This is a genomic window from Sphingomonas oleivorans, assembly GCF_003050615.1.
GTDB classification, from domain to species: Bacteria; Pseudomonadota; Alphaproteobacteria; order Sphingomonadales; family Sphingomonadaceae; genus Sphingomonas_H; species Sphingomonas_H oleivorans.
Genome location: NZ_NWBU01000010.1, coordinates 360,099 through 384,992 on the forward strand (window position 1 = coordinate 360,099; position 24,894 = coordinate 384,992).

10 protein-coding genes are annotated in these 24,894 nt (G+C 58.6%); 9 read left to right on the forward strand and 1 reads right to left on the reverse strand.

Going from position 1 to position 24,894, the window contains the following annotated elements; translation table 11 throughout:
* Nucleotides 1-6: 6 nt before the first annotated feature.
* Nucleotides 7-651: a S24 family peptidase gene (locus CLG96_RS13010; protein ID WP_107968769.1), complete on the reverse strand. Its 645-nt coding sequence runs from the start codon at nucleotides 649-651 to the stop codon at nucleotides 7-9.
* 409 nt (nucleotides 652-1,060) lie between these two features.
* Here CLG96_RS13010 and CLG96_RS13020 point away from each other — a divergent pair, with 409 nt between their 5' ends.
* The 9 genes from CLG96_RS13020 to CLG96_RS13060 all read left to right on the forward strand — a co-directional run bounded on the left by CLG96_RS13020 (nucleotide 1,061) and on the right by CLG96_RS13060 (nucleotide 24,795).
* Nucleotides 1,061-1,933, forward strand: a complete 873-nt coding sequence (locus CLG96_RS13020; RefSeq protein ID WP_107968395.1) for a BrxR family helix-turn-helix transcriptional regulator — start codon at nucleotides 1,061-1,063, stop codon at nucleotides 1,931-1,933.
* A complete protein-coding gene (locus CLG96_RS13025; protein WP_243395766.1) occupies nucleotides 1,930-2,553 on the forward strand; it encodes a DUF1819 family protein in 624 nt (207 codons plus the stop codon). The genes CLG96_RS13020 and CLG96_RS13025 overlap by 4 nt, the downstream gene beginning before the upstream one ends.
* Entirely contained in the window at nucleotides 2,553-3,164 is a 612-nt protein-coding gene (locus CLG96_RS13030) for a DUF1788 domain-containing protein (RefSeq protein ID WP_107968396.1), read from the forward strand. The genes CLG96_RS13025 and CLG96_RS13030 overlap by 1 nt, the downstream gene beginning before the upstream one ends.
* Nucleotides 3,165-3,173: 9 nt before the next feature.
* A complete protein-coding gene (gene brxC, locus CLG96_RS13035) occupies nucleotides 3,174-6,734 on the forward strand; it encodes a BREX system P-loop protein BrxC (RefSeq protein ID WP_107968397.1) in 3,561 nt (1,186 codons plus the stop codon).
* Nucleotides 6,734-10,240 carry a BREX-1 system adenine-specific DNA-methyltransferase PglX gene (gene pglX / locus CLG96_RS13040; RefSeq protein WP_107968398.1) on the forward strand — a complete coding sequence of 1,169 codons (3,507 nt, stop codon included), beginning with the start codon at nucleotides 6,734-6,736 and terminating at the stop codon, nucleotides 10,238-10,240. Before brxC ends, pglX begins: the two co-directional genes overlap by 1 nt.
* 2 nt (nucleotides 10,241-10,242) lie before the next feature.
* Entirely contained in the window at nucleotides 10,243-12,750 is a 2,508-nt protein-coding gene (pglZ, locus tag CLG96_RS13045) for a BREX-1 system phosphatase PglZ type A (protein ID WP_107968399.1), read from the forward strand.
* An 11-nt stretch (nucleotides 12,751-12,761) separates the two neighbouring features.
* Nucleotides 12,762-14,849 (forward strand): BREX system Lon protease-like protein BrxL, encoded by a 2,088-nt coding sequence (gene brxL, locus CLG96_RS13050; protein WP_107968400.1) that lies wholly within the window; start codon nucleotides 12,762-12,764, stop codon nucleotides 14,847-14,849.
* Nucleotides 14,850-14,912: 63 nt separating this feature from the next.
* On the forward strand, nucleotides 14,913-22,121 hold the full coding sequence (locus tag CLG96_RS13055; protein WP_133175400.1) for a sacsin N-terminal ATP-binding-like domain-containing protein: 7,209 nt from the start codon (nucleotides 14,913-14,915) through the stop codon (nucleotides 22,119-22,121).
* A complete protein-coding gene (locus CLG96_RS13060; RefSeq protein WP_165799644.1) occupies nucleotides 22,060-24,795 on the forward strand; it encodes a DEAD/DEAH box helicase in 2,736 nt (911 codons plus the stop codon). Before CLG96_RS13055 ends, CLG96_RS13060 begins: the two co-directional genes overlap by 62 nt.
* Nucleotides 24,796-24,894 lie beyond the last annotated feature (99 nt).

The window sequence follows — 24,894 nt, forward strand, 5'->3', positions numbered from 1 at the left end:
GTCAGCCTAGCGCAGCGCTCGGCCGAACCAGAGAACGCGGCCGACGATATTGATGGTGCGCTTTTCGAGACCGCGCCAACTGGGATAGGCGGGATTGTCGCTCAGCACCGAGACCCGCTTGCCTTGCGGTTCGATCGCCACACGCTTGACGCTGAGCATGTCATCCATGCGCATCACGTAAATTCCGTCGCGCAGGCGCGATTGGCCGTCGCCAAGATCGACCATCACTTCGTCGCCGTCATGCAAGGTGGGCTCCATCGAGTCTCCATGAACCGCGATGATCGACAGGTTCGTCGCCTTGCTGGCCGTCAGCCGTCGCAGCCATTTTTCATCGAATCCGAATTGGGCGCATTTGGCTTCCATTTCAGCGAGCGCACCGTGACCGGCGGAGGCCTCGACCGCGAGAACCGGCACATGGACCAGTTCGACAACGGGTCCAGAACGCCGTTCCGGGGCGCCGAGAACCTTCTCATCGACACCAAAGAAACGGGCGAGCACCGCGCGATCCTGTTCGTCCAGCTGCCTGGGGCTGCCGCGCCGGATGTACTGCTGGATATAGGCGGCATTGCGTCCCAGGAGGCGCGATATCGAGGAGTAATTGACCCCTCGCTTCTGGATCAGCTCGTCCAGGGCTCTACGTGCGTCTTCCATCGCTGGCAGTCCTATCGCATCCATCTAGGAAATTCGATCCTAGACTCTAGGAAGCCTTCCTAGTAGGAACATAACAAGAACGCAAGCGCAAAGCGAGTCGAAGGCGATGGAGCTACTGGAGCAGATTGAGACGTATTTGGTTCGTACCGGCACCTCCGCCAGCACGTTCGGGAGGGCAGTGGTAGCTGACCCTCGGTTTGTTCAAGATCTTAGGGATGGCCGCCAGCCCAGGAGGCGAACCAAGCAAAAAGTCTCGAATTTTCTCTTGACAGCAGAAGGGTTTGCATTGGCATGCTCGGATAAATCTCACGAAGCGGGCCGGTAGTTTCGCATTGCCCTCTCCCAGTCCATACAGTAGGTGTGTCCACACAGAAACTGGTCAGACCATGTTTCTTGGGGGCTTCGGGGCATGGATGGCGATTCAGGATTGCGACGTGGGGTTGAGAACAGGCTGGAATTCATCGAATTCCGGTTGTTCTGGGAAGGCCACGTAAATCGCAGCGATCTCATTGAAGCCTTCGGCGTATCGATCAATCAGGCTTCTGCCGATCTCAACAGATATCTCGGCTTGGCCGAAGCAAATATGGTCTACGACAAGAGCGCTCGCACATATGTGCGAAACTCTGCCTTCAAGCCGATCTTCCATAAGCCCGACGCGGAGAGATATCTCTCCCAAATCAGGTCGATCGCCGACGGCATTGTTGCCCCCGATGATGCCTGGATCGGAAGTGTGCCCAACTTCGCATGCGCCCCCACACCGGCGCGCGGCGTTTCTGCACCGATACTCAGGGCCGTCGTGACCGCCATCAAGCGCAAAGAGGAGATCGAGGTATTCTACCAATCGATGTCATCGCCTGAGCCGTCCTGGCGCTGGATCGCGCCGCACGCTTTGGTGTTCGACGGCTTTCGATGGCACGCGCGCGCGCACTGCGATCGGAGCGGCGTGTTCAAGGATTTCGTGCTGTCGCGCATTGCTGAGGCGCGTTCAAGCCGCGCGTCAGACGTGCCTGCCACCGGAGATCACAATTGGCAGGAGAGCGTCGATTTGTTCATCGCTCCGCATCCCGAATTGAGTGTAGCGCAACGCAAGGCGATCGAGCTCGACTACGGGATGGTTGACGGCAAAGCCACGATCCCGACTAAGCGGGCTCTGCTGTACTACGCGCTCAAGCGGCTTGGACTCGACACCGATCCATCAGCGCGCCGCCCGCAGGATCAGCAAATTATCCTGCTGAATGCGGCTGAAGTGCTGTCATCCGCAGGTACGGACGCTCGCTCATGAACGACCGTGGGAAGCCCCAAAACTACCGGATGTCGTTTGGCACAGGCGGTCTTTTCCTCAACGAGAGCGTCGCCATCGCGCGTCTATTTCAGGAACTGGGCGACTGGAGTGCGGTAAAAAGGGTCGCCTCCGAGCAGGCGGTGATTCCGTTTAAGAAACAATCGTCGGTGACGCGCTCGGTTCGCGAGATTGCCAATCGGCTCGAGGTGTTGCGGCCTGAAGAGATGGAACTGCTCGCCCATGGCGAGTATCACAACCAACTTTCTGTTCTCTGGCTCGCGTTGTGTCGGGGTTATCGGTTTATCGGGGAATTTGCCACTGAGCTTGTCTCAGAGCGGTTCCTGAGCTTTCGCACGCATCTCACCTATGACGACTTCGACGCCTTTTATGCCGCGAAGGCCGAATGGGAGCCAGACCTCGAACAGATCAGTGTCTCAACAAGGGAGAAGCTGCGCCAGGTCCTTTTCCGGTTGATGAGGGAGGGGGGCATCCTGAGTAAGGACGACCACATTTGTCGTGCTTTGCTCTCACCCGTTTTCACCAATCTAATTTCGGCATCTGACCCGAAAGAGATCCGATTTTTCCCTGGCGCCGAACCCGCCGGGCAGAAAGGCGACTAATGGCACGAGACACCAACACCATGTCGCCGCGAGAGCGCCAGGAGCACCTGCTGGAGGTCATTGCCAGCCCTCGCTTTCTAAAGAAGCAGGGCCTCGGGAATGAGGTTCCGTTCTTTATCTGCCCATTTCCGGCCGACGACGCCGTGGAGATGGAAGTGGTCCGGGCGCAGTTGGTCAAACTGCTGGCCGACCGCGGCGTGAGCGCCCTCGACATCAACCTTTATAATCTGTCCGTAGGGATGCTGCAGGAGCGTGGCATTTGGGATCAGTTGATCGAGCAGGAGGCTGGTTTCACGAAGGATGAGCTCAAGGAACTACTGCAGAATGTGCTGGATCCAGAGCAGCACCTGATCCCAGAGATTGCCCGGGTGCTCGAAGCAAACGAGTTCGACGTTCTGCTCCTGTCCGGTGTCGGCGAGGTCTATCCCTACATTCGATCGCACAATGTTCTGAACAATCTTCAGAGCACCGCTAAAGACAAGCCAACTGTTATGTTTTTTCCTGGAAGCTACACGCACGCGCTCGCAAGCGGCGCTTCCCTGGATCTGTTCGGTATCATGCACGACGACAAATACTACCGTGCATTCAACATCTTCAATTACGAGGTCTGAGGGGGCTGCATGACCATCCTGCGCGATATATTTGAAAAGCCTGTCGACCGACCGATTGAAGGCGTTATCAAGGCCGATGACGATGCCAGCTTGCGCATTGAGCTTGAGGAATATGTCCTCACGAACGAGATCAAGAAGCAGATCGAGCGGTTCCTCGACGCCTACAACAACTATACGACCGCGAACGGCGCCTGGATTTCGGGCTTTTTCGGATCAGGTAAATCGCACCTCCTCAAGATGCTGGCCATGCTGCTCGAGAACCGCGAGGTTGGCGGGGCGCTCGCCTTTGAGGTGTTCAAGGAGAAATGCGTCGATGATGAGATCCTCTCAGCGGATCTCAAGCGCGCGGTGTCGATCCCTTCCAAGAGCATCCTGTTCAACATCGACCAGAAGGCTGACGTCATCTCGAAGGATCAGATCGATGCGTTGCTGTCGGTTTTCCAGAAGGTGTTCGACGAAACTTGCGGTTACTATGGCAAGCAAGCCTACATCGCGCAGTTCGAGAGAGATTTGGACAGCCGTGGTGTCTACGGAGCATTCAGGGAAGCCTACCAAGCTGTCGCGGGAAAATCTTGGGAGCGCGGTCGTGAGCAGCATCTGCTGGAAGGTGCCAACATTGCCAAAGCCTATGCAAAATCTACTGGCGCGGCCCCCGCGGAAGCTACGGGCATCCTCAACAAGTACCGGTCGGACTTCAAGGTTTCGATCGAGGATTTCGCCGACAAGGTGAAGGCATATGTCGACGCTGAGGGCAAGGACTTCCGCCTGAACTTCTTCGTGGACGAGGTTGGTCAGTTTATCGCCGACAACGTCAAGCTGATGACCAATCTTCAGACCATCGCGGAAAGTCTGAACACCAAATGCCGCGGCAGGGCGTGGATTATTGTGACGGCCCAGCAGGATATGAATGCGGTGATTGGCGACATGGATGAGCGCCAGGAGAATGACTTCTCCAAGATCCAGGCACGCTTTGCGAACCGGATGCCCTTGAACAGTGCCGACGTGGCCGAGGTTATCCAGAAGCGTCTGCTCAAAAAGACCGAGTCTGGCGTTGAGAGCCTCGCCGACCTCTACCGGCGCGAGGCCAATAATCTGCGGACCCTGTTCGACTTCGCTGATGGATCACGCGCACTCAAGAATTTCGCCGACCGGGACCACTTCATCCATAGCTACCCGTTCATCCCGTACCAGTATGAGCTGTTCCAGATGGCCATTCAGGGGCTATCGCAGCACAATGCCTTCGAAGGGCGCCACAGTTCCGTTGGCGAGCGTTCCATGCTCGGTGTGTTTCAGGAGGTGGCTGTCCACCTCTCCGACCTCGAGCTCGGCCGAATTGCGACGTTCGACTTGATGTTTGAGGGGATACGGACGGCCCTCAAATCCAGCGTTCAGCAGTCGATCCAGATCGCCGAGCGCAACCTTGGGGACCAGTTTGCGACCCGGGTGTTGAAGGCACTGTTCCTGGTCAAGTACGAAAAGTCCTTCAAGCCAACAGCTCGCAACATCGCGATCCTGATGCGGGAAAAGTTTGATGAGGACGAAACAGCTCTCAAGCGACGGGTGGAGGAAGCCCTAAGCCTTCTCGAGCAGAACACCTACATTCAGCGCAATGGCGATCTGTTTGAATTCCTGACCGATGAAGAAAAAGATATCGAGCAGGAAATCAAGAACGTCGAGGTCGACAGCACGGAGATCGCAAAGGAGCTGGAGGCGCTGATTTTTGATGCGGTCGTCCGCGACCGCAAGATGCGGCATGATGTAGCACAGCACGACTACGCGTTTGCCCGAAAGCTCGACGATCGCCTCCAGGGCAGGGACTACGAGCTGGGCATCAACATCGTTACGCCGTTCCATGAAAATGCCGGGAAGCCCGAAGCGGCTCGCATGGCGAGCATGTCCAGCGATGAACTGGTTATCCTGCTCAAGGCCGATGATCGCTTTGCTCGCGACCTAATGATGTTCCGCAAGACTGACAAATACGTTCGTCAGGCCCGCGCCACCTCACCGCAGCCCTCGATTGAACGGATCATCAGTGAAAAGGGGCAGCAAAATGCCAACCGGCATCGGGATCTGACAACGCGCGCGCGCACGCTCGTTTCCGAAGCTCAGCTGTTCGTTCGAGGCGAGGAGCTGGATATTCGGGGCGAAGATCCCCAGGTGCTTGTGCGGCGTGCATTCCAGGCGCTGGTCGACAAGGTCTACACCAATCTACCGATGCTTCGCGGCGCCACCTATTCCGAAGGGGATATCGGTCGGTATCTGCGCCAGAATAGCGATGGATCCTTGATCCCCGGCGGTAGCAATCTCACCGAAGCGGAGCAGGAAATCCTGAACTTCACGCAATCGAACGCACGCACTGGTGTCAGGACCACCGTGAAGGCCATCGCGGAGCGGTTCGAAATCAAGCCCTATGGCTGGCCCAATGCGGCGGTTCTTTGCACGGTCGCGAGCCTGTTTTCCCACGGCAAGCTGGAGGCTCGATCGGATGGGGCACCGCTCGAAGGTGATGCCCTGGAGCGTGCTCTGAAGAACTCCCACGCCCTAGCCAACATCGTGCTCGACTTGCAGGTCGAATTTACCGCCGGACAGGTTCGCGCACTGCGGGAATTCTACCGTGAAATGTTCGACAAGCCGCCGGCGGCATCGGACGGCAAGGCGCTTGGCAAAGAGACTGGGGAGGCGATAGCCGGGCTCACCAAGGCGTTGGTCGACCTCGAGGGGAAGGCCCGGGATTACCCGTTCGTCGCTGCGGTTTCCCCGGTGATTGCCAAGCTGCGCGAAGCCGAGGGCAAGCCTTATGGCTGGTACTTCACCGACCTACCACAGCACGAAGACGCGCTGCTCGATGCCAAGGAGCAGGTGATCGATCCCTTGCTGCGGTTTATGGGCGGCGCACAATGCAAGATCTATGACGAGGCGCGGGACTTCCTGTCTCGGAATGCGGACAATTTGAGCTACGTCAGCGGTGGAGAGGCGGCCACCATCCAGTCGGCGCTCGCGGATCCATCCTGCTACAAGGGCAACTCCATCCAGCAGGTGAAGGTGCAGCTTGATGGGCTGCGGCTGCAGATCGAGCGGCTTGTCGCGATCGAGCGTGAGGTGGCGGTTAAGGATATCGAACAGCGTATCGGGCATATCGAGGCTACCTCTACTCAAAGCGGGCTTCCGTCTGTCCCCGATGATGTCTGCCGGGTATGCGATAAGTTGCTCGAAGCAGTGCGCGCGGCATCTTTGATCGCAGTGATCCGCGAAAGGACCGCGCACTTCACGTCCACAACATTCCCCGAGCTGCTGGGCAAACTCGAAAGCGCCAAGCAGCCGCCAATGACCCATCCTGAGCCCGGCGACAGTGCTCAAAATCCCGACAGCAAGGTTAGCGCGTCTCCTGCTGGCGGCTTCTCCGGAGCCCCGCCTGTCGCGCCGAAGGTTGAGTATGTCTCAATCGCGAACCTCAAGGTTTCTTTCCGCACCGCTGCCCTGGCCGATGAGGCAGACGTGGACGCCTATCTTAAATCCTATCGCGAAACGCTGCTTACCGAGATCCGCAGCGGCAAGAGGATCACCGTTTAATGGATACGTCGAAGCTGAAACCCTTCGCGCAGGAAGCCCGCCGCACGCTTAAGGCGCAAGTATCCACGCGCCTGAACCTCGTGTTGGCGGAGCAGAGTGCCGCGCGGCGTGAGCAGCCGAAAGCCGTTGCAGAACTGGAAGCGGAGATCGCCCGGACGGACCGCGAGCAGGTCGTCGAACGGGTCGCCTATACCTGGTTCAACCGCTTCACCGCCCTGCGCTTCATGGATGCGAACGGCTATACGCGGTTGAAGGTCGTATCGCCCGCCGAGGGACAGACGCGGCCGGAGACCTTGGCGGAAGCTGCCGCGGGACACATCGATGAAGAGGTGTCCCCGGCGGTGCGGGAGAAGGTGGCCGCCCTGCTGGACGGGCGCACGCCTTCGGCCGATGCCCAGGGCGAGGCCTATCGCCTGCTGTTGGTTGCCGCCTGTAACCAGTGGCATGCGGTCATGCCCTTCATGTTCGAGAAGATTGCGGATTACACCGAGCTCTTGTTGCCGGAAGACCTGCTGTCTGCCGACAGTCTGCTCGCCAAGGCACGGGCCGTGATGTCGGAGGATGCCTGCCAAGACGTTGAGATCATTGGCTGGCTCTATCAGTTCTACATCTCGGAGAAGAAGGATGAGGTCTTTGCCGGCCTCAAGAAAAACAAGAAGATCACGGCCGAGAACATCCCGGCCGCCACCCAGCTGTTCACCCCGCACTGGATCGTTCGTTACCTGGTGGAGAATTCGCTGGGGCGGCTCTGGCTGCTGAACCGGCCGGGATCGGAACTGGCCGGGCAGATGGATTACTACATCGCGCAGGAAGAGCCGGAGACGGACTTCCTGCGGATCGGCAAACCCGAGGATATCCGCATCTGCGATCCGGCCTGCGGCTCCGGGCATATGCTGACTTACGCCTTCGACCTGCTCTACGCGATCTATGAGGAGGAAGGTTACGAGGCGACTGAAATCCCAGACCTGATCCTCAGTCGCAACCTGCACGGGATAGAGCTTGATGATCGCGCCGGCGCGTTGGCGGCCTTCGCGCTTGCGATGAAGGCGGCAGCGAAGCTAGGGCGACGGAAGTTCCTCAAGTTACGCGTGCAGCCGAATGTGTGCGTGATGCAGGATGTGCGCTTTACGCATTCCGAGATGCAGGATGCTGCAAACGTGGTCGGGCGTGATCTGTTCACCACTGAGTTCCGCGAGACTCTTGGGCAGTTCGAGCAGGCCAAAAATTTTGGCTCACTGATAGTTCCAAAGCTGCGCGATCCCGCTGAGGTTGCCCGCGCTGTGAGATTGAGGGATTTCGGAGGCGACCTGCTGCTCCGCGAGATACAGGAACGTGTTCTGAAAGTGCTGGAGATGGCTGAAGCTCTTTCTCCGAAATATAGTGTCGTGGTCGCCAACCCACCGTATGCTGGCGTGAAAGGACTTAATCCGTTTCTTGCTGAGTGGCTCGAAAACGTGTTTCCTGATAGCTGCTCTGATTTAATGACAGCCTTTATGGATAGGTGCCGCTTACTCACCGTACCTGAAGGTACATGGGGTATGATCAATCTTCCGTCATGGATGTTTCTTGCTTCATATGGTGAACTTAGATCTAGACTGTTGCTTGGCCAAAAACTGGGGTCGCTCATCCACTTGGGTCGTGGCGTCTTCGGGGCCGACTTCGGGTCGGTGGCATTCATTGTGCATAATGCACTAAATCAGGAAGGACGCCATTTTCTCGCGAGGCGCCTTTTCGAGAAGTTCTCACTTGTTAGAAGCAATGATCAGATTGAAGCATTATTCCACGACTCTGCCTTTGGCGCATACCAAACGAAACAGGAATCGCTTAATCAGATTCCCGGCGCGCCTATAGCTTACTGGCTGAGCGATAACGCCATTGAAGCATTTGAGCGCGGTTTGCCTCTCTCGACCATTGCGCCGCCGAAACAGGGTATCAAAACTGGAGAGAACGATCGCTTCCTGCGGCTTTGGCACGAAGTGGGATATGGAAAATCTGCCCTGATCGAGAACCTTATTACGACGGATTTGGCAGAGAAAAAATGGTTCCCATGTACAAAGGGCGGGCAATTTCGCCGATGGTATGGAAATTGTGATTTCGTATTAAACTGGCAAAATGATGGAACTGAGATCAGAAATTTCAAAGACGATAATGGGAAGCTGCGCTCACGTCCTCAGAATACGCAATATTTTTTTGTGGGCGGTGTTACATGGTCAAGTTTGACCATAGGGTCATTTTCAGCGCGACTTCTGCCTGATCATTTTGCATTTGAGAGCAAAGGGTCGGCCTCTCCGATAGCCGATAAGCCTAAGATCTATAATGTCCTTGGTTTCCTTAACTCATCAGTCGTCGACAAATTGATCTCTGCCCTGTCTCCAACTGTGGACTATAGCGAAGGTGCGATTGGGAAACTGCCGATCGTTGACCTCGAAGACTCGGCATTATCTATACCGCGAAAGGCGACGGCGATAGCGCGTGCCGATTGGGACGCTGCTGAAACCTCATGGGATTTCTCCACACTCCCGCTGCTATCGTCCGGACACCGGGCCGAGACACTGGAGGCCACTTATGTCCGCCAGCGCGCCCAATGGCAGGTTATGACGGACGAGATGCAGCGGCTAGAGGGAGAGAACAACCGCATCTTCATCGATGCCTACGGGCTGCAAGACGAACTCACCGGTGAAGTGCCTGTCGGAGAGATCACACTCACCTGTAATCCCGCTTATCGTTATGGGCTGAGGGGCACTGCAAGTGACCGAGAAGCCCGCCTGCGAACCGACACGATATCCGAATTCCTCAGCTACGCAGTGGGCTGCATGTTCGGGCGCTACAGCCTCGATGCGCCTGGCATGATACTGGCCAATCAAGGTGAAGGTCTAGCCGAATATCTTGCTCGCGTGCCACAGCCTAGCTTCGAGGTGGATGCCGACAACGTGATCCCAGTGCTGGAGGGCGACTGGTTCGCCGATGACATCACCGAACGCTTTCGCAAGTTCCTCCGCGTCACCTTTGGCGACGAGCGTTTCGCGGAGAACCTCGCATTCATCGAGGAATCGCTGGGCAAGGACCTGCGCCGGTACTTCACGCGCGACTTCTTCAACGATCATGTGAAACGGTACAAGAAGCGTCCCATCTACTGGATGTTCTCCAGCCCGAAAGGTAGCTTTCAGGCGCTGATCTACATGCACCGCTATCGGCCTGACACCGTGAGCGTCGTGCTGAATGATTACCTGCGCGAATTCCGCAACAAGCTCGAAGCGCACCGCAAGGGCCTTGAGACGCTGAGCGTCAGTACCGAGGCCACACCCGCACAGCGCACCAAGGCGCTGAAGGAGGTGGGCGAGGTTACCAAGGTGATTGAGGAGCTCGATGGCTATGAGCGCGATGTGCTTTACCCGCTGGCCACGCAGAAGATCGAGGTCGACCTCGACGACGGGGTGAAGGCCAACTACCCGAAATTTGGCGCGGCGCTGAAGCCGATCAAGGGCCTTTCGGATGCGGATGACTGAGCATGAATGACCGCATCGCAAAAGGTCTTGAGGCGGCGTTCGATCGGCATCGGATCGTTTTCTGGACTGATACGGCGCGAGAGCTTCGCGCCACGTTCGATGCCCTCCAGTTGGAAGGCATCGAGAAGATTGCGCTCGCCAACAACGAATTCGGGGTGAAGCACCGAATCCTGCGCGAAGAGCCGGAGCAACGATTCCTCATCTACCGGGAAGGTGCTGAGCCTGATCGCATCGATAACTGGCTACTCGACGTCCAGCTAGCCCAAGGAGCCTTCAAGGCTGACCAAGCCGCGCTCTGGCTGACCGAACTGGGGCTCGGGCTGGAGATGGAAGGGGTCGTGCGCGGGCACGAGGAGTTCTTCCGATCCGGGCGACGGCTCGAACAGTTGCGCGCCATGGTGCGCGGCGATGATCGGCTTGAGGCGATCAAGCTCAAGATGCTGGTCGTCTGCGTCAAGGCTGGGGAAGGGGCTGGTTTCGATGAGGTCGTCGAGCAGCTCTTGGCCGAATTGGCCAATGAGAGCGACGATGCGATCAAGCTGATTGAGCGCGTCAAGCTGGCCGACTTCTTGTGGCAGCAGACTGGGCGGCAATTCAATTATCATGCGCCCAATCCGAGCGTAAGCGACCTTGCCATCACGCTGTTCAAGTCAGCTCACTCGGCCGGCCTTGGCGGCACCCCGCAGCTTTCGCCTGAGGCCTTGGTCTTCTTCAAGCGCTGGAAGAATAATCGCCACAACGCGGTCGCCTTCGAGAAGCTGTCGGCGGATTATGCGGAGATTTTGCCGATCCGTGACGACCTGACTGCGCGCGATTTCCGAGAACTGATGGAACTCGACACCTTCGAGGATGTAGATCGCGCGATCATCGTAGCGCTGGTGCGCGGCGTAGCGGCAAAGACGCTGGCCAACGGGGATGTGGCGGGATGGATCAGGCAGCGCCGCCAAAGCCATTGGTATGAGCGCTTCAAGGACCTCTATGAAGCGGTGGGCTTCGCGTCGGAGTTCCAGTTTGCGCTGTCCCAGGTCAATCTGGGGATGGTCGGCCTGGCGGAGGGTGTGAGCCGGTATACCACCACATGGTTCAGGATCGACCAGCTCTATCGCAAATTCATCCGCCACATGCAGCGGTCAGCCCAGGCCAGCCTCATGGCCGAGCTGTTCGAGCAGGTCGAGAACCACTACGTGAACAGCTACCTGCTGAGGCTCAACGATGCCTGGCAGGTTCATATCGATGCCGCAGCGGCATGGGACGTGCCGGGCATCGTTCGCCAGCGTGACTTCTATCAGACGCATGTTGGGGAGTATCGGCGCAAGGGTCAGAAGATCTGCGTCATCATCTCCGACGCCATGCGGTACGAAATTGCCGACGAGCTCCTCGGTCGGGTGCGTGAACTCGACAAGTACGATGCTGATCTGGAGGCTATGCTCGGATCGCTGCCCACCTATACGCAGCTCGGTATGGCATCGTTGCTTCCCAATCGTGATCTGCAAATCGCCGATAACGACACCAGCACCGCCATCGTCGACGGACAGAGTTCGCTTGGCCTCGAAAACCGCAAAAAGATCCTAGCGCGCGGACGGGAGGGCGACCGAACCACGGCGTTGATGGCCGATGAACTGATAGCAATGCCCAAGGACGAGTGTCGGGCAATGTTCCGCGATCACGACGTGATCTACGTCTATCACAATCGGATTGATGCCATTGGCGATAAGCCGGCAACCGAGGAGCATGTCTTTGATGCGGCCGAGGATACGCTTGAGGCCATGGTGCAGCTCATCAAGAAGCTGACTTCGGCCAACGCGACCAGCCTGCTGATTACCGCGGATCATGGCTTCATCTACCAGCATCGGCCCATTGAGGAGAGCGACTTTTCCGGCGCAGAGGTCGCTGGCGACGCTATCCTGTTCCGGAACCGGCGGTTTGTTCTGGGGCATGGCCTCAAGGCGCAACCCGGCTTGCGGCACTTCGACGCCGTGTCTGCTGGATTGGAGGGTGAAGTTGAGATGCTTGTCCCCAAGTCCATTAATCGGCTTCGCCTGAAGGGGTCTGGCAGCCGCTTCGTTCATGGCGGCGCAACCTTGCAAGAAGTGGTCGTGCCGGTCCTGCGGATCAACAAGTCGCGGCAAAGCGATACTTCGCAGGTCGAAGTGGAGATCACGGCCAGCACGAGCCAGGTGATCACGTCAGGCCAGATTTCCGTGCGGCTCTACCAGCTGGATGCGGCCACAGAGAAAACACGGCCGCGGCGCCTGCGCGCCGGCATCTACTCCGCCACCGGCGAACTGATCTCGGACAGCCACGACCTCACCTTCGATTTCAGGTCGGATAATCCCAGGGAGCGTGAACACCAGGTGCGTTTCCTGATGTCGAGGAAGGCTGATGCGTTCAATGGCCAGGAGGTCACCCTGAAGCTTGAAGAACAGCACGGCGACACATCGCATTTTCGAGAATACCGGAGCGCTCGCTATGTCCTGCGGCGCAGTTTCACGAACGATTTCGATTTCTGAGAGGCAGGGGCATGACCGCGCTGGACGACAAGATCAATGAACGCTTCCCCGGCCTCGTCGTGCGGAAGGATCTGGTGAAGGCTGTCAAAGGCAACGCCATCGTCCCGACCTACGTTCTCGAGTACCTTCTAGGACAATATTGCGCGACCAATGATGAGGCCTCGATCCAGTCGGGGATCGAGACCGTGCGCGAGATTTTGCGCAAGCACTATGTGCACCGCAATGAAGCCGGCCTGATCAAATCCAACATCCGAGAGAAGGGGCGTTGGAAGATCATTGATCGGATCAGTGTGGCATTGAACGACAAGAGCGATGCTTACGAGGCCAGCTTCGCCAACCTCGGAATTTCGAAGGTCCTCATCGATTCCGGGACCGTCAAGACCCACCCCAAGCTCCTTGTCGGAGGAGTGTGGTGCATTGCCGATATCGAGTACGATTACACCGAGGACAAGAACGTCACGCCATGGATCCTCGGGTCCATGAAGCCGATCCAGCTATCTCAGTTTGATTATGATGCGTATCTCGAGGCTCGCAAGACGTTCACCACTGATGAGTGGATCGACCTTCTGTTCCAGACTGTTGGCTTCAACCCAGACATGTTTGGCCGCCGGTCAAAACTGATCCAGCTGATGCGTCTCATCCCCTTTGTGGAGCGCAACTACAACCTGATTGAGTTGGGACCCAAGGGCACAGGCAAGTCTCACATCTTCTCGGAGTTTTCGCCGCACGGAATCCTCGTATCAGGTGGCGAAGTCACCGTGCCAAAGCTGTTCGTCAACAACAGCTCAGGCAAAATCGGTCTTGTCGGTTACTGGGATGTCGTGGCGCTCGACGAGTTTGCGGGCAAACAGAAGAAGGTGGACAAGGCGCTTGTCGACATTCTCAAGAACTACATGGCCAACAAGACCTTTTCCCGTGGCGTAGAGCCGCTGGGGGCCGAGGCATCGATGGTCTTCGTGGGTAACACGAAGCACACGGTTCCCTACATGCTCAAGAACACAGACCTGTTCGATGAGCTTCCCGACAAGTACTACGATTCCGCGTTCATCGATCGCCTGCACACCTACATCCCTGGCTGGGAGGTGGGCGTTATTCGCGGTGAGATGTTCTCTGACGGATATGGCTTCGTTGTCGACTATCTTGCGGAGATTCTTCGCCATCTTCGCAACGATGACTATTCCGACCGATATCGAGCGCACTTCGATCTCTCCCCGGATATTTCCACACGCGATCGGGATGGGGTTCACAAGACATTTTCCGGTTTCATGAAGCTGCTCTTCCCGCATGGGGACGTGACCCCGGACGAGATTGAAGAGGTCTTGAGGCTCGCGTTGGAGGGGCGCAAGCGTGTCAAGGATCAGCTCATGCGTATCGACACGACCTATCCCGAGGTCGACTTTTCATTCACCCGGAAGGGCGGCGAAAAGGTCAAGGTCGCGACCCTCGAGGAAACCGAGTTCCCCAGCTTCTATTACCGGCGCGCGCAAGAGTCCGATGGACCTGGGCAGGCTGGCATTGAAACAGTGGGCATGCCTTCAACCGGCAATGACCGTAGCAGCCTGACACCGAAAGCTGACACATTGGCAACGGCAAAGCCGGAGGGCCCGAGCGAAGGCCACTTCACCTTTGCGGAAAACCAGAAGGGCGTGACTTTCGATGGGCTGTTTGGCCCCTACCTCGCCGGGGCTCAAAAGATCACCATCACAGATCCGTACGTCCGCGCGTTTTACCAGATCCGCAACGTTATGGAGCTTGTTGAGACGATAGCGAAAACCCAATCACCGGCCGACGAGGTCGATGTGCACTTGATTACTTGCCTCGATGGAATCCGGCCCGAGAAGCAAGAAGAAAACCTGTCGGCGATTGCTTCGTCGTGCGACGGTGCAGGGATCCGCTTCACGTGGGAATTTGACGAGACAAACACGATTCATGCGCGCCATATTGTAACTGATACGGGCTGGAAAATTGCTCTCGATCGTGGACTCGACATTTTCCAGCAGTACGAGATGAATGATGCCTTTAGTTTCTCTAACCGCCTTCAACAGTTTAGGTCAGTGAAGGCATTTGAGATCATTTACCTGAAATCGAAAGGTATATGAGTTGTCGCCTGATAGCCGGTAGGGCGATATTACGTTGTAGAGTTTCATTTCCTAGGGGGGAACGTGGCCGACGCTGACGCTTTTGCTGCAGAGCGGGGTAGTATGGACATAAGGTCTAGCGGCCTTGTCCATTCAGCTGAGACGGATATTCTGCGTCTCCAGCAGATCCTGCGCGAGGGCTATGCCTCGGGCTTCACCATTTTCAAGGAGCTGCTTCAGAACGCCGAAGATGCCGGGGCAAGCCGCATGGTTGTTGCCGGTCACGCCGGGTTTGATGATGCCGTCAATCCTTTGCTACGAGCACCTGGGCTGATCGTCGCCAATGACGGCAAGGTGTTCGCCCGGCATATGGACGCGATTACACGCGCCAGCGGCGGCAGCAAGGCGGATGAACGCTCGGCGGTGGGGCGTTTCGGTCTGGGTCAGAAATCAGTCTATCACCTGTGCGACGCCTTCATCGCGCTTGGCCGGGTGGAAGACCGCGACGGCCGAACACAAACGCTGATTATGAACCCATGGGATCAGGTGGCCGAAGCTGATGCCGCGCATCGCGACTGGCCGCAACTTTCCCACGCCGAAGGGAAGATGCTGCTCGATAAGGCATCGGCGCTTGGGATGAAGCAGGGCATGGCGCTGTTCCTGCCGCTGCGCACAGCGGATCTGCGTCCCGGGCCGGCCTTGTGCCTGTCGGACATGAACTGGCAACCCGACAGCGCCATCGCCGATATCCTCGATGGTGAGGAACTGGCCGCAACCTTGTGCTGCCTGCGCAATCTGGAAAGCGTGGAGATCATCCCGATCGCAGGCGAGGGGCGCAGAATTTCGATGCGTAACGGCGCACGGCGCCTATCTGGCCCGGGTGTGGAGAGCGTCGCGCCGAATATCGGCGGCCAAGTTGTTGGCGCAGGTTTCGAACTGACCTTCAGCGGCCGCCAGCAATGGAAACCTGATGGGCAAGCCGCGCAGCTGCTGAAGGTGGATGGATGGGACAAAGTGTTCGACATCCACGGGAAGCTCATTCCTCCCAAGGCCAATCCGCACGGGGCAGTGATCCTGTGCCGTTCGGTCGCCCGTGAGGGGACGGGCCAGTTGCGGTTGCGTAACGCGGTGTACTTGCCGTTGGGCGCACCTCTGTTCGCCGAGCCGCTCGAACGCGGTTCCGACAATATCGATCTGCTGGTGCACGGCTATTTCTTCGTGTCCAGCGACCGGCGCAAACTGCGCGACGACGATCATATCGAGACCCGCTGGAACCAGGCGCTACGCCGCGAGGCGGCGCTACCGCTGCTGCTCGATGCAATGGCGGATGCCTTGCCCGAATTACCTGGCGACGCAGAGCGTCATGCGCTGATCCGTGCTTTGCAGCGCACTCCATGGTGGAATGATCACCGCGCTGAGGCTTGCCAGGGCAAGGCGCTTGCCCGGAGCTGGCCGGGTGATCGGGCGGAAAGCTGGCAGGTCTGCTCTGGCGCCTCGCTGCGTCCGGTAATGCGGGGTGATGCGACGTCGCTGGCCCGCCTCAAAGCCGCCTTTCCCGGACTTGAAGACTGGTGCCGCGAGAACGGGATCGTCCTGGCTTTCGGCACAGTGTTGGCTGATGCCGATCCGCGCTGGCCCGATGCGCAGCTCGCTAACTTGGTGCGCCTCGCCGGCCCCGCTGCTTTCCAGAAAGGGCAAGTGGCCGAAACTCTGGCGGCGGTCCTCGAAGCGGCGCAGCCCGGCGAAGCAGCACGGGCGGCGTTGGCCGAAACCTGCCGCAGCGCCATCGCCTTGGTCGACCAAAGTCTCGCCAGTGCCGAGAAGCTTAAACCGCTGGTTCGCCGCCTGCCGCAGGATCGTATCCTTGTCCTTCCTCCCAGCGTAGAAAATCGGGAACTTCTTCGAGCGCTGGCGGCAGCGGGAACTAGCATTCCGGTCAAGGCAGCTTGGGCTGAGCAGGGCGGGGCGATGTCTCGGCAGTTGGGGCTAAGCGAGACGATAGAATTATTGGCGGCTGCGGAGCCCTTCCTTTCAGCTCGAGGGGCTGTAGCGCAGGAAGCTTCGGCCCTGATATCGCATTTGTTGCGTAACGGCCCCTCTCTCGAGACACTGGCTGCGGATCGCCGGGGTAGCGAATTGCAGGTTATCCCCGCGCGGTTGATGCAAGACGAAGCGGACGTTCGGTTATCTCTGGGCGCCATCGCGGGTTTGAAGCGCAGAGGCTTGCTGTTCGATGCGGCACCGAATCGGGAGCTCCTCGTGCTCGCTAGTGCGGTCGCGGCACCCGAAGTCTACCAAGTCCGCTTGAAGGATGGCGGTCTTGGGGATCTGGCTTCGGCGAAGAAGACGGAATGCCTCTTGGCGGTCTTGAGGCAGGCTGAAAGTTTTGGGGATCCTGGCAAGTGTGGAGAGCTCGCGGAGCTGCTCGGTGCCGATGCCCCTCGCGATGAATTGCGCCGACTTGTTGCGCGCGATCCGGTTCTACCTTCGCATGTCAGTCTAATCGAACTGGATGAGCTCGGCGGGATACTCGACGATTTGGTCCAAGAGCTGTTGCAGGACAGGGAAGATCGCCTCGTTGCCTCCGCTACGACGGCAGAACTGAAAAAGGCGCTGCGCGACCGCATCGGGCTGCGTCGGATCGATCTCACCGAATTGGGCGGCTGGCTTCAGGATGCACAGAGTGCCGGCGCCATGCGGTCGATGGACGATTCCAAGGCCATGGCATTGCTCAAATCGGGAATCGATGACGATGTTCTGAAAACGCTGCCGTTGCACCGATCCATTGGGCACGAAAGTCTGCTTCCAGCCACTGACCTGTTCCGCGGTCGCGCTTCGGATATCGCGCCCGCACTCTTACCTTTTACCCGTTTGGTCGAGCTATGGGGAGATTCGCCAGCAGCGGCGGTCCAGAACAGGCTTATCGCGCGTTGGGGGCCTGAAGCGGCGGTCCGCACGGCATTGGCGGCGCCAAACCCCGAACGCTTCACCTCGGAAATTGCTACAGCATTGGGCGCAATCGAGCATCTGCCCGATGACCTGATCGATGCGCTTCGTCAGACCGCCTGGATCGCGGCGGGTGGGAAGGCTTGGACACCAACCAATGTTCTCGACCTACCCCTGGACGCGGAACAAGCGCTCGAGGATCTGATCCTCACCCAAGGCGGACTTCTGTTTGCCAGCACACTGCCTGGCTGCCTGCGCGAGGAAGATGTGCAACGGCACTTAGGGCGCCTGCAACCCGATCGATCCAAGTCATTTCTCTTGGCCGCACGCCTTGCCGCTGACCACGGTGCAACCGGTTTGTGCCTCGATGTCGTCGAGCATCTTGACGAATTGGCGAGGTTGGCGAGCTCGAATGCCGAGCTCGATGCGGAATCGTGGCCTTTGATCTCAGCGGCCTTGCGCGACGGCATGGCGGATGCGGTCGTTGCAGGAATGGCCGAAGTTCTCAATGCCCCCCCTCTGGCGGGCATCGTTGCGCAAATGAATGCAATGGCTGGTCTGAACGGGCTCGGCACAAATGCTGAAGCGGCACGGCGACTTTACCGCGCAGCATTCGGCCGAAACCTGGCTGTTTTGACCAATAGGTCCAGCTATCTTCCTGCAGATCTGCTTGTTTCGACCGAAGCAGGTGGTTTCGGGAGGGCAGACAGCGTCGCGCTTAGCACAGCGGGAATTGAGCCTTCGGCGCTGCTTGCGCGTGAATACGCGGATAAACTCGATCAGCTTGAGGAGCAGGCGCCGTCGTTCCTCCCGATGACGAAACCTGCTGCGGCAGACTGGCTTGAGGGTATCGAACGCGCCTTCTCGCCGCTCAGCCAGTACGATGTGCATGATGGCATTCTGCTGGCTCTGGCCATGCTGGGCCGGGATGAGCAAATCCAGTCCCTCGCCGTCAAGTGGGAAGGCCAACGCTCGTTCCACCGCATTTGCGATGATCTCGACAGGTTGGCCGACGAACAACGCGGCATGGCCCATGCCAATAGGGAGCGTCTTGCCGAACTGCGCTTCGCAGTGGAGTTGCCGGACAACGGGCAGGTCACCGTGCCGTCAGTGGCTGGCTCGGATTGCACTGTGCCCCTGTCGGGCAAAGACGACGCGCTGCTGCTGGATTGTATTCCGCGAGGAATTGAGCGCGACCAGGCGGGCTATCGGCACGTCTATGATCTTGTGATCGGACCGGTTTCACCATCCGATGAGGCCGAGGCACGGCAGTTATTGGATCAGTTTGTCAGAAAACTGGCCATTGCGCTGATGCTCGGCTTCGAGCGTCACAAGGCGGCACTGTCCGAGCTTTTGGCCAGCTATTTTGCCAGCGATCAGCGCACACTTGAAGACACTTGCGCGGAATTGCAGGAGGTCCTCCACGATCGCCTGGCCGGCATCAAGACCGGACCTGTGATGCGCGCCGCAGTGAATGACTACCATCGCGATGCGCCTCGCGGCCGCGACAAGGCGCGCAGCGCACTTTGGGCCGCCGCGCAGTCGGACGAGGGAGCGAGGGAACTCCTCGAAGCCACCCGCCAGAAGATCGACGAGATGGGCTATGCCCCACATCGCGTGCTGTTCGAACTGTACCAGAATGCTGTCGATGCCCAGGCACAGTGGCACGGTAACGGACGCTTTCGCGTAGAAGCCATCGCCGATGGCGATCAAATGATTACGTGTTTGCGGGTGATCCATTGGGGGCGACCAGTCAATCAGCCCGGGAGTGACCCCATCAAGGCCGAAGAAGAAGGGCATCGCCGCGACCTTTCGAATATGCTCGCCATCAATCACTCGGCCAAGGATGGAGATACGGTAACCGGTCGCTTCGGCCTTGGCTTCAAGACCGTGCACATGCTCGCCGACGAAGTTCGGCTTGCCAGCGGTGGCATAGCCATCCGTATCCTGGGCGGTATGATCCCTGCCGACTGGGAAGGGGGGAGCAGGACGATCGCCCCATTCCATGACAGGGGGCGCAAAGCGACCCTCATTGAAATTCCGGTGATACCTGGTCGAGCAGGCGAGGCGCTCGAGGCATGGGAAGCGTTTCGGGAGGCAGCTCCGTTCTTGGCCGCGCTCGGTCAGGATGCGTCCATCGAAGTGGCACGCCCAGAGGACGAGAAGGTGTTCCGACACGAGGAGCATCGGCTGGTTGATGGCGTAAGCTGGCTGGCAATCGATGGCACTCGCCGCGTATTGCGCTTCGATTTGGGGAACGATTTCCGGCTCTTTCTGCCCTTTGGGTGCAATGGGCCACATGCCTTCCCGAGCGATGTGCCGCAGTTCTGGCATCTTGTTCCGCTTGTCGGCGAACGTCGCCGGGGAGTCTGGCTGTTGGAAGGCCGCTTTCCGGTCGATCCCGGTCGTACCCAATTGTCCGGTACGGCCGACGAGAAGGATAGCCGCTTTGCCCGGCTTGGACTTGCCCTTGGGCCGCGGCTCATGGCCTTTTATGACTTTTGCCTTGCCGACTGGGCAAGCTTCGCGCGCGCTACAGGCTTGGATCCGGAAGGGCGCGACGATTTCTGGCGTAAGCTCGTCCAGCTTTTTGCGCAAGACTTGGCAAGCCAGGGATCCGAACAGTCACTGCACAAGTCAGGTCAAGGCCTTGCACGGCTATGGGCGGAACGTCCCTTAGTGCATTTGGCATTTGGTGGTGCGACGCGCGCGGCTGATGTCAAATGGCGCTTGTCGGGAGCGCTGGCCGATCGCGATGCTCAAGTCGCGATCTCGGATTTGCTCGCCCAAGAGGAATTCAAGAAGGCAGTCGTCACCGAGGAAACGGGGCAGCTGCTGAGATCTGTCGGGCTACCTTCGGGGCAACGCTTGGATGCCGTCACATTGGCCGAAGCGCTAGCTGGAGCCGAGGGCATAGACTGCGCGCTAGCGGAAAGTCTTGCCTGCCTTTGCGCGGAAGCCGTGTCGCTCGCCATGACCGGCGAGGAAGAATCGGAATTCCGCAAGTTCCTGCGCGAGCGGCACTGGCTTGCCGAAGATGGAAGTTGGCAGTCCATCCGGTTGTTGGCATTTCCGCAGGGCAATAGCGATGAACAAGAGAGGGCGGCCTTCGCGCCTCCTTCGGGGCGCCTGGCTTCGAACTACGCAGGCGCTGCCTTTGACCTCGCCGCCTTCGCACGTGAGCAGGCAGGCCATACGCCGAATGTCTGGGAGAAATGGGCTGAGAGTGCCGGTGACAGCGCTGCGCGCCAGCAAGCCTTCATCCGCTATTTGGTCGGCGCGGATGATCGGACTGTTGCTCAATTGGCGAGCGCGGCAAAGTGGCTCCCCGCGGTGGACGAACTGGCGAACTCCCCTCTGCTCGCCGGACTGCAGCAGGATGAAAAAAACCGATTGCTCGCCAAGCTTGGCTATTCCTTCAGCTTCGCTTCAATACCGACCGATCCGACCAGCTCTTGGCAACCCGATGCTGAGCAGGCGCTCTCCGGGATCGCGCAATGGTGGCACGACAATCACGGCGATCTGCGCGATGCCTATGATCGAGCCGTGTATCCTGAAGACTTTTCCTCCACATCCCTGGCTGACGGGGATAAGCCCGCTTGGTTTACCATGCTCTCGCTCGCAACGTTTCAGACGCTGGGGAGGATTAAACCGGCTCAGTCCCGGCAGTTTGTCGCCAAGGCGATCCAGGATGGCTGGTGGCACGAACTCGCGACAATCGATCCGTGCGACGAGGAACTGAAGCCTTTCGTCGAGCGCCTGCGAGCCTGGAGCGATCCGGATGCGGATGAGAGCTACCTGCTGTGGCGCCGATGCCTTCCGGACCTGTGCATGGTCGCGCGGCATCTTGAGAGCTACCAAAGGCTATTCATGAAATTACCGGCGGTGGTTGCCCAAGAGGGGGATATCAGCCTGCGCGGGCACTTGCGGCCGGCATTCTCCCACGTTGCCGCTCGCATGGGTATTGAAGCAGCGCCTCTGGCAAGATCGCTTGGCATTGGCGCAAACTGGCTTGTGCGCGAATTGGGTCGCAAGGGCATCTATTCGCAGGCTCAATCCGAGCAGATCATGCCTTATGGCTGGAGTGCGGCCGAACGCGTCCGCCGTCTCGCCTACACGCTCGGCATGGGCCAGTTCGAGCGTGGCATTGACGAGGGACGCGCCCTGCATGGAGCAGTCGAGCGTTTTATTGGTGATGCCGCTCATTTTGATGGCGATGGTGACTTGCCATTGCACGTGATCACACTTGCCAAACACCGCGATGACCTCGTGTCGATCCTTAACGATGCAGACGTTGAAGAATGGCCAGACAGCAATTGGGACGATGCCGAAGATGACGATGCCTGAAGCACTGGCCGCCGACACAAGGGTCAATCACCCACGCCACGGCGTCGGTCATGTGATTGCAGATGCGGGTGAATTCGTCGTTGCTCGTTTCGGCGCAACGATCCAGCAGGTCCTGCGCACCGAACTCACGCTTGCTCGGTCGCTCGATCAGGCACTTTCGACCGGCACGTTCGATGAAAGTTCAGAAACTTTGATGCGCGCTAGCGCCATGGCGATCCGGTCGGTGAACGATCAGTGGGGCGTCTTTTCAAGATCACGCGTCCAGCTGCTCCCGCATCAACTCTGGGTCTGTCACAAGGTCAACCGTACGTTCCCCTTCCGTTGGCTGGTGGCCGACGATGTGGGGCTGGGAAAGACCATAGAGGCGGGCCTTGTGCTCATGCCTTTGGTGGCACGGGCGCAGATCCGCCGTCTACTGGTGTTGGCGCCTGCGAAACTGGTGCCCCAATGGCAGAAGCGGCTGCGTCAGATGTTCGATATCCGCCTCCAGGTCTATGACCGCTCGGTTGATACGCCGGCGGTGGATTTCTGGGATACGGCGAACATGGTGGTCGCATCTGTCCACACCCTGCGGCGTGAAGTTGCCGATGGCCGATCGGAAGGCAGCCGCTTCCTTTCCGCTGACCCTTGGGATGCGGTAGTGGTCGATGAGGCGCATCATCTTCACGCCGATGAACGGATGGGAGAAACCCTTTCCTTCCAGCTCCTGCGCGCGCTCGAGGAACGGCAGAAGATCCGCTCGCTTCTGCTCTTCACCGGCACGCCGCACCGCGGAAAGGACTATGGCTTTCTTTCCCTGCTCAGCCTGCTCGATCCGGGTCAGTTCGGACCCGACCATGACATCGACGAGCAGTTGGCAAAGCTTCCCGAAGTCATGATCCGCAATAACAAGGCGACGGTTACGGACCTCAAAGGCAATCGCCTCTTCACTCCGGTCACGGTGGAAACGCGAGAATACGCTTTCAGTCCGGAGGAACGCGCCTTTTATGAAACACTGAGTGCTTTCATCATTGATGGGCGAGCTTATGCGTCGACCCTCGATGGCCGGGCACAGTCAGCGCGGATGCTCTTGCTCATTGCGCTGCAAAAGCTGGCTGCCAGTTCTATCGCGGCAATTCGCAGTGCTCTGACGAAGCGCCGGGCGAAGCTGGCGGACGTTGCCGCGCAGGCACGCGCCCCGTCTCCGACCATAACGGAGGGAGACGAAGACGAGACATTGGATGATCGCGCCCGAGCCGACGAAGAAGCATGGAGCAAAATGCTTGCCGAACTGATGGAGGGCGAGATCGCGAGGCTGGACGAGTTACTCGAATTGGCGGAACCGATCGCGCAGGAGCGCAAAATCGAACGTCTGGTTGATCTGATCGACCGCGAATTGCCTGCCGGCGAGCCCGTACTCCTCTTCACTGAATACAAGGCCACCCAGGCTTTAGTCGTAGATGCCCTGCACGCCCGTTTTGGTTACGGCTGCTGTGCATTCATCAACGGTGATGAGCGCTTGGAGGAGATCAACAAGGCAGACGGGTCGCGAGGGCCAAAGAGCTGGTCGCGCGACACGGCCGCAGAAGCGTTCAACCAAGGCACCATCCGCTTTCTTGTCTCAACCGAAGCGGCCGGCGAAGGTATCGATCTTCAAGAGCGTTGTGCGACTCTCGTCCATGTCGACATGCCGTGGAATCCAATGCGCCTGCATCAACGCGTTGGTCGGCTGTCTCGCTATGGTCAGACCAGGCCTGTTCAGGTGTTCATTCTGCGCAATCCGGATACGGTCGAAGCGAGAATATGGGATCTGCTCAATGCCAAGCTGGAACGAATTCAGCGCGCGCTCGATGAAGCCATGGACGAGCGAGAAGACATCAGTCAGCTCGTCATCGGCATGACCGGACCGAGCGCATTTGAGAAGATTTTTGCGGCTGGGCAGACGCAATCGCGCGAAAGCCTCGGCCAGTGGTTTGACCGGGAATCCGCCACCATCGGCGGAGAAGATCTGGTCGATAAGGTCAAAACGATGCTCGGGAATGTGACGCGCTTCGATTTTGCCCAAGTCGGACGAAACCTGCCGCAAGTCGATCTTCCCGACCTCGAGCGCTTCTTCGCGATGATGATGGAATCCCATGGCCGGCGCGTGTTCCGGAGGGACGACGGGCTCGATGTTCTGACACCTGAGAAATGGGTCGTTGAAGATTACGCCATGCACGATCGGTACAAGGGGTTGCTGTTCGATCGCAACGCCCGCTTGGGCAACCGCGAAGGGCCAACGCGTCTTGTGGGGGTGGGGCACACGCTTTTCGATCGTGCTTTGAAGGAGGGAGCGAGCCTGCAAAGCACTTTGGCGACCTGCCTACGCTTATCTGCTCCCTTACTCATTGCGTCGGTCGAGGACCAAATCACCGGCCAGGACCATTCGGTCACCAGGATTGTGTTGGGGGCATGGCGCGATCAGGAAGGCCAGACCCATGTCCTGCGAGATTGGGAAGTTCTGCAAATGCTCAACGCGTTGGGACGAGCGGACAATCCCAAGCCGCCTTCCGTGAACGGCGAGCAACTGAAGGCTCTGGAGGCGGATCTTCTCTCGGCGATGTCGGAAAGCTTGCCGGCTGTCGCCGACATGATGACCCGCCCCGGCATCCGTAGTGAGATCATGCTCCTACCGGATCAGGACGCCGGCACATGACAGCCATCTCCGATTTCTGAGGAGAGGCTGCGCGTTGTCTCGTGGGCCATGTTTTTCTGGCTTGAGCCCTTGTTTCTGCTATGTTCCGAGGAGAATCGA

Bases quoted from the DNA above. Each gene is read 5' to 3' on its own strand.
- brxC (WP_107968397.1), top strand. From the start codon at position 3,174: ATGACCATCCTGCGCGATATATTTGAAAAGCCTGTCGACCGACCGATT.
- pglX (WP_107968398.1), top strand. From the start codon at position 6,734: ATGGATACGTCGAAGCTGAAACCCTTCGCGCAGGAAGCCCGCCGCACG.
- pglZ (WP_107968399.1), top strand. From the start codon at position 10,243: ATGAATGACCGCATCGCAAAAGGTCTTGAGGCGGCGTTCGATCGGCAT.
- brxL (WP_107968400.1), top strand. From the start codon at position 12,762: ATGACCGCGCTGGACGACAAGATCAATGAACGCTTCCCCGGCCTCGTC.
- CLG96_RS13020 (WP_107968395.1), top strand. From the start codon at position 1,061: ATGGATGGCGATTCAGGATTGCGACGTGGGGTTGAGAACAGGCTGGAA.
- CLG96_RS13010 (WP_107968769.1), bottom strand. From the start codon at position 651: ATGGAAGACGCACGTAGAGCCCTGGACGAGCTGATCCAGAAGCGAGGG.
- CLG96_RS13030 (WP_107968396.1), top strand. From the start codon at position 2,553: ATGGCACGAGACACCAACACCATGTCGCCGCGAGAGCGCCAGGAGCAC.
- CLG96_RS13060 (WP_165799644.1), top strand. From the start codon at position 22,060: ATGCAGACGTTGAAGAATGGCCAGACAGCAATTGGGACGATGCCGAAG.
- CLG96_RS13025 (WP_243395766.1), top strand. From the start codon at position 1,930: ATGAACGACCGTGGGAAGCCCCAAAACTACCGGATGTCGTTTGGCACA.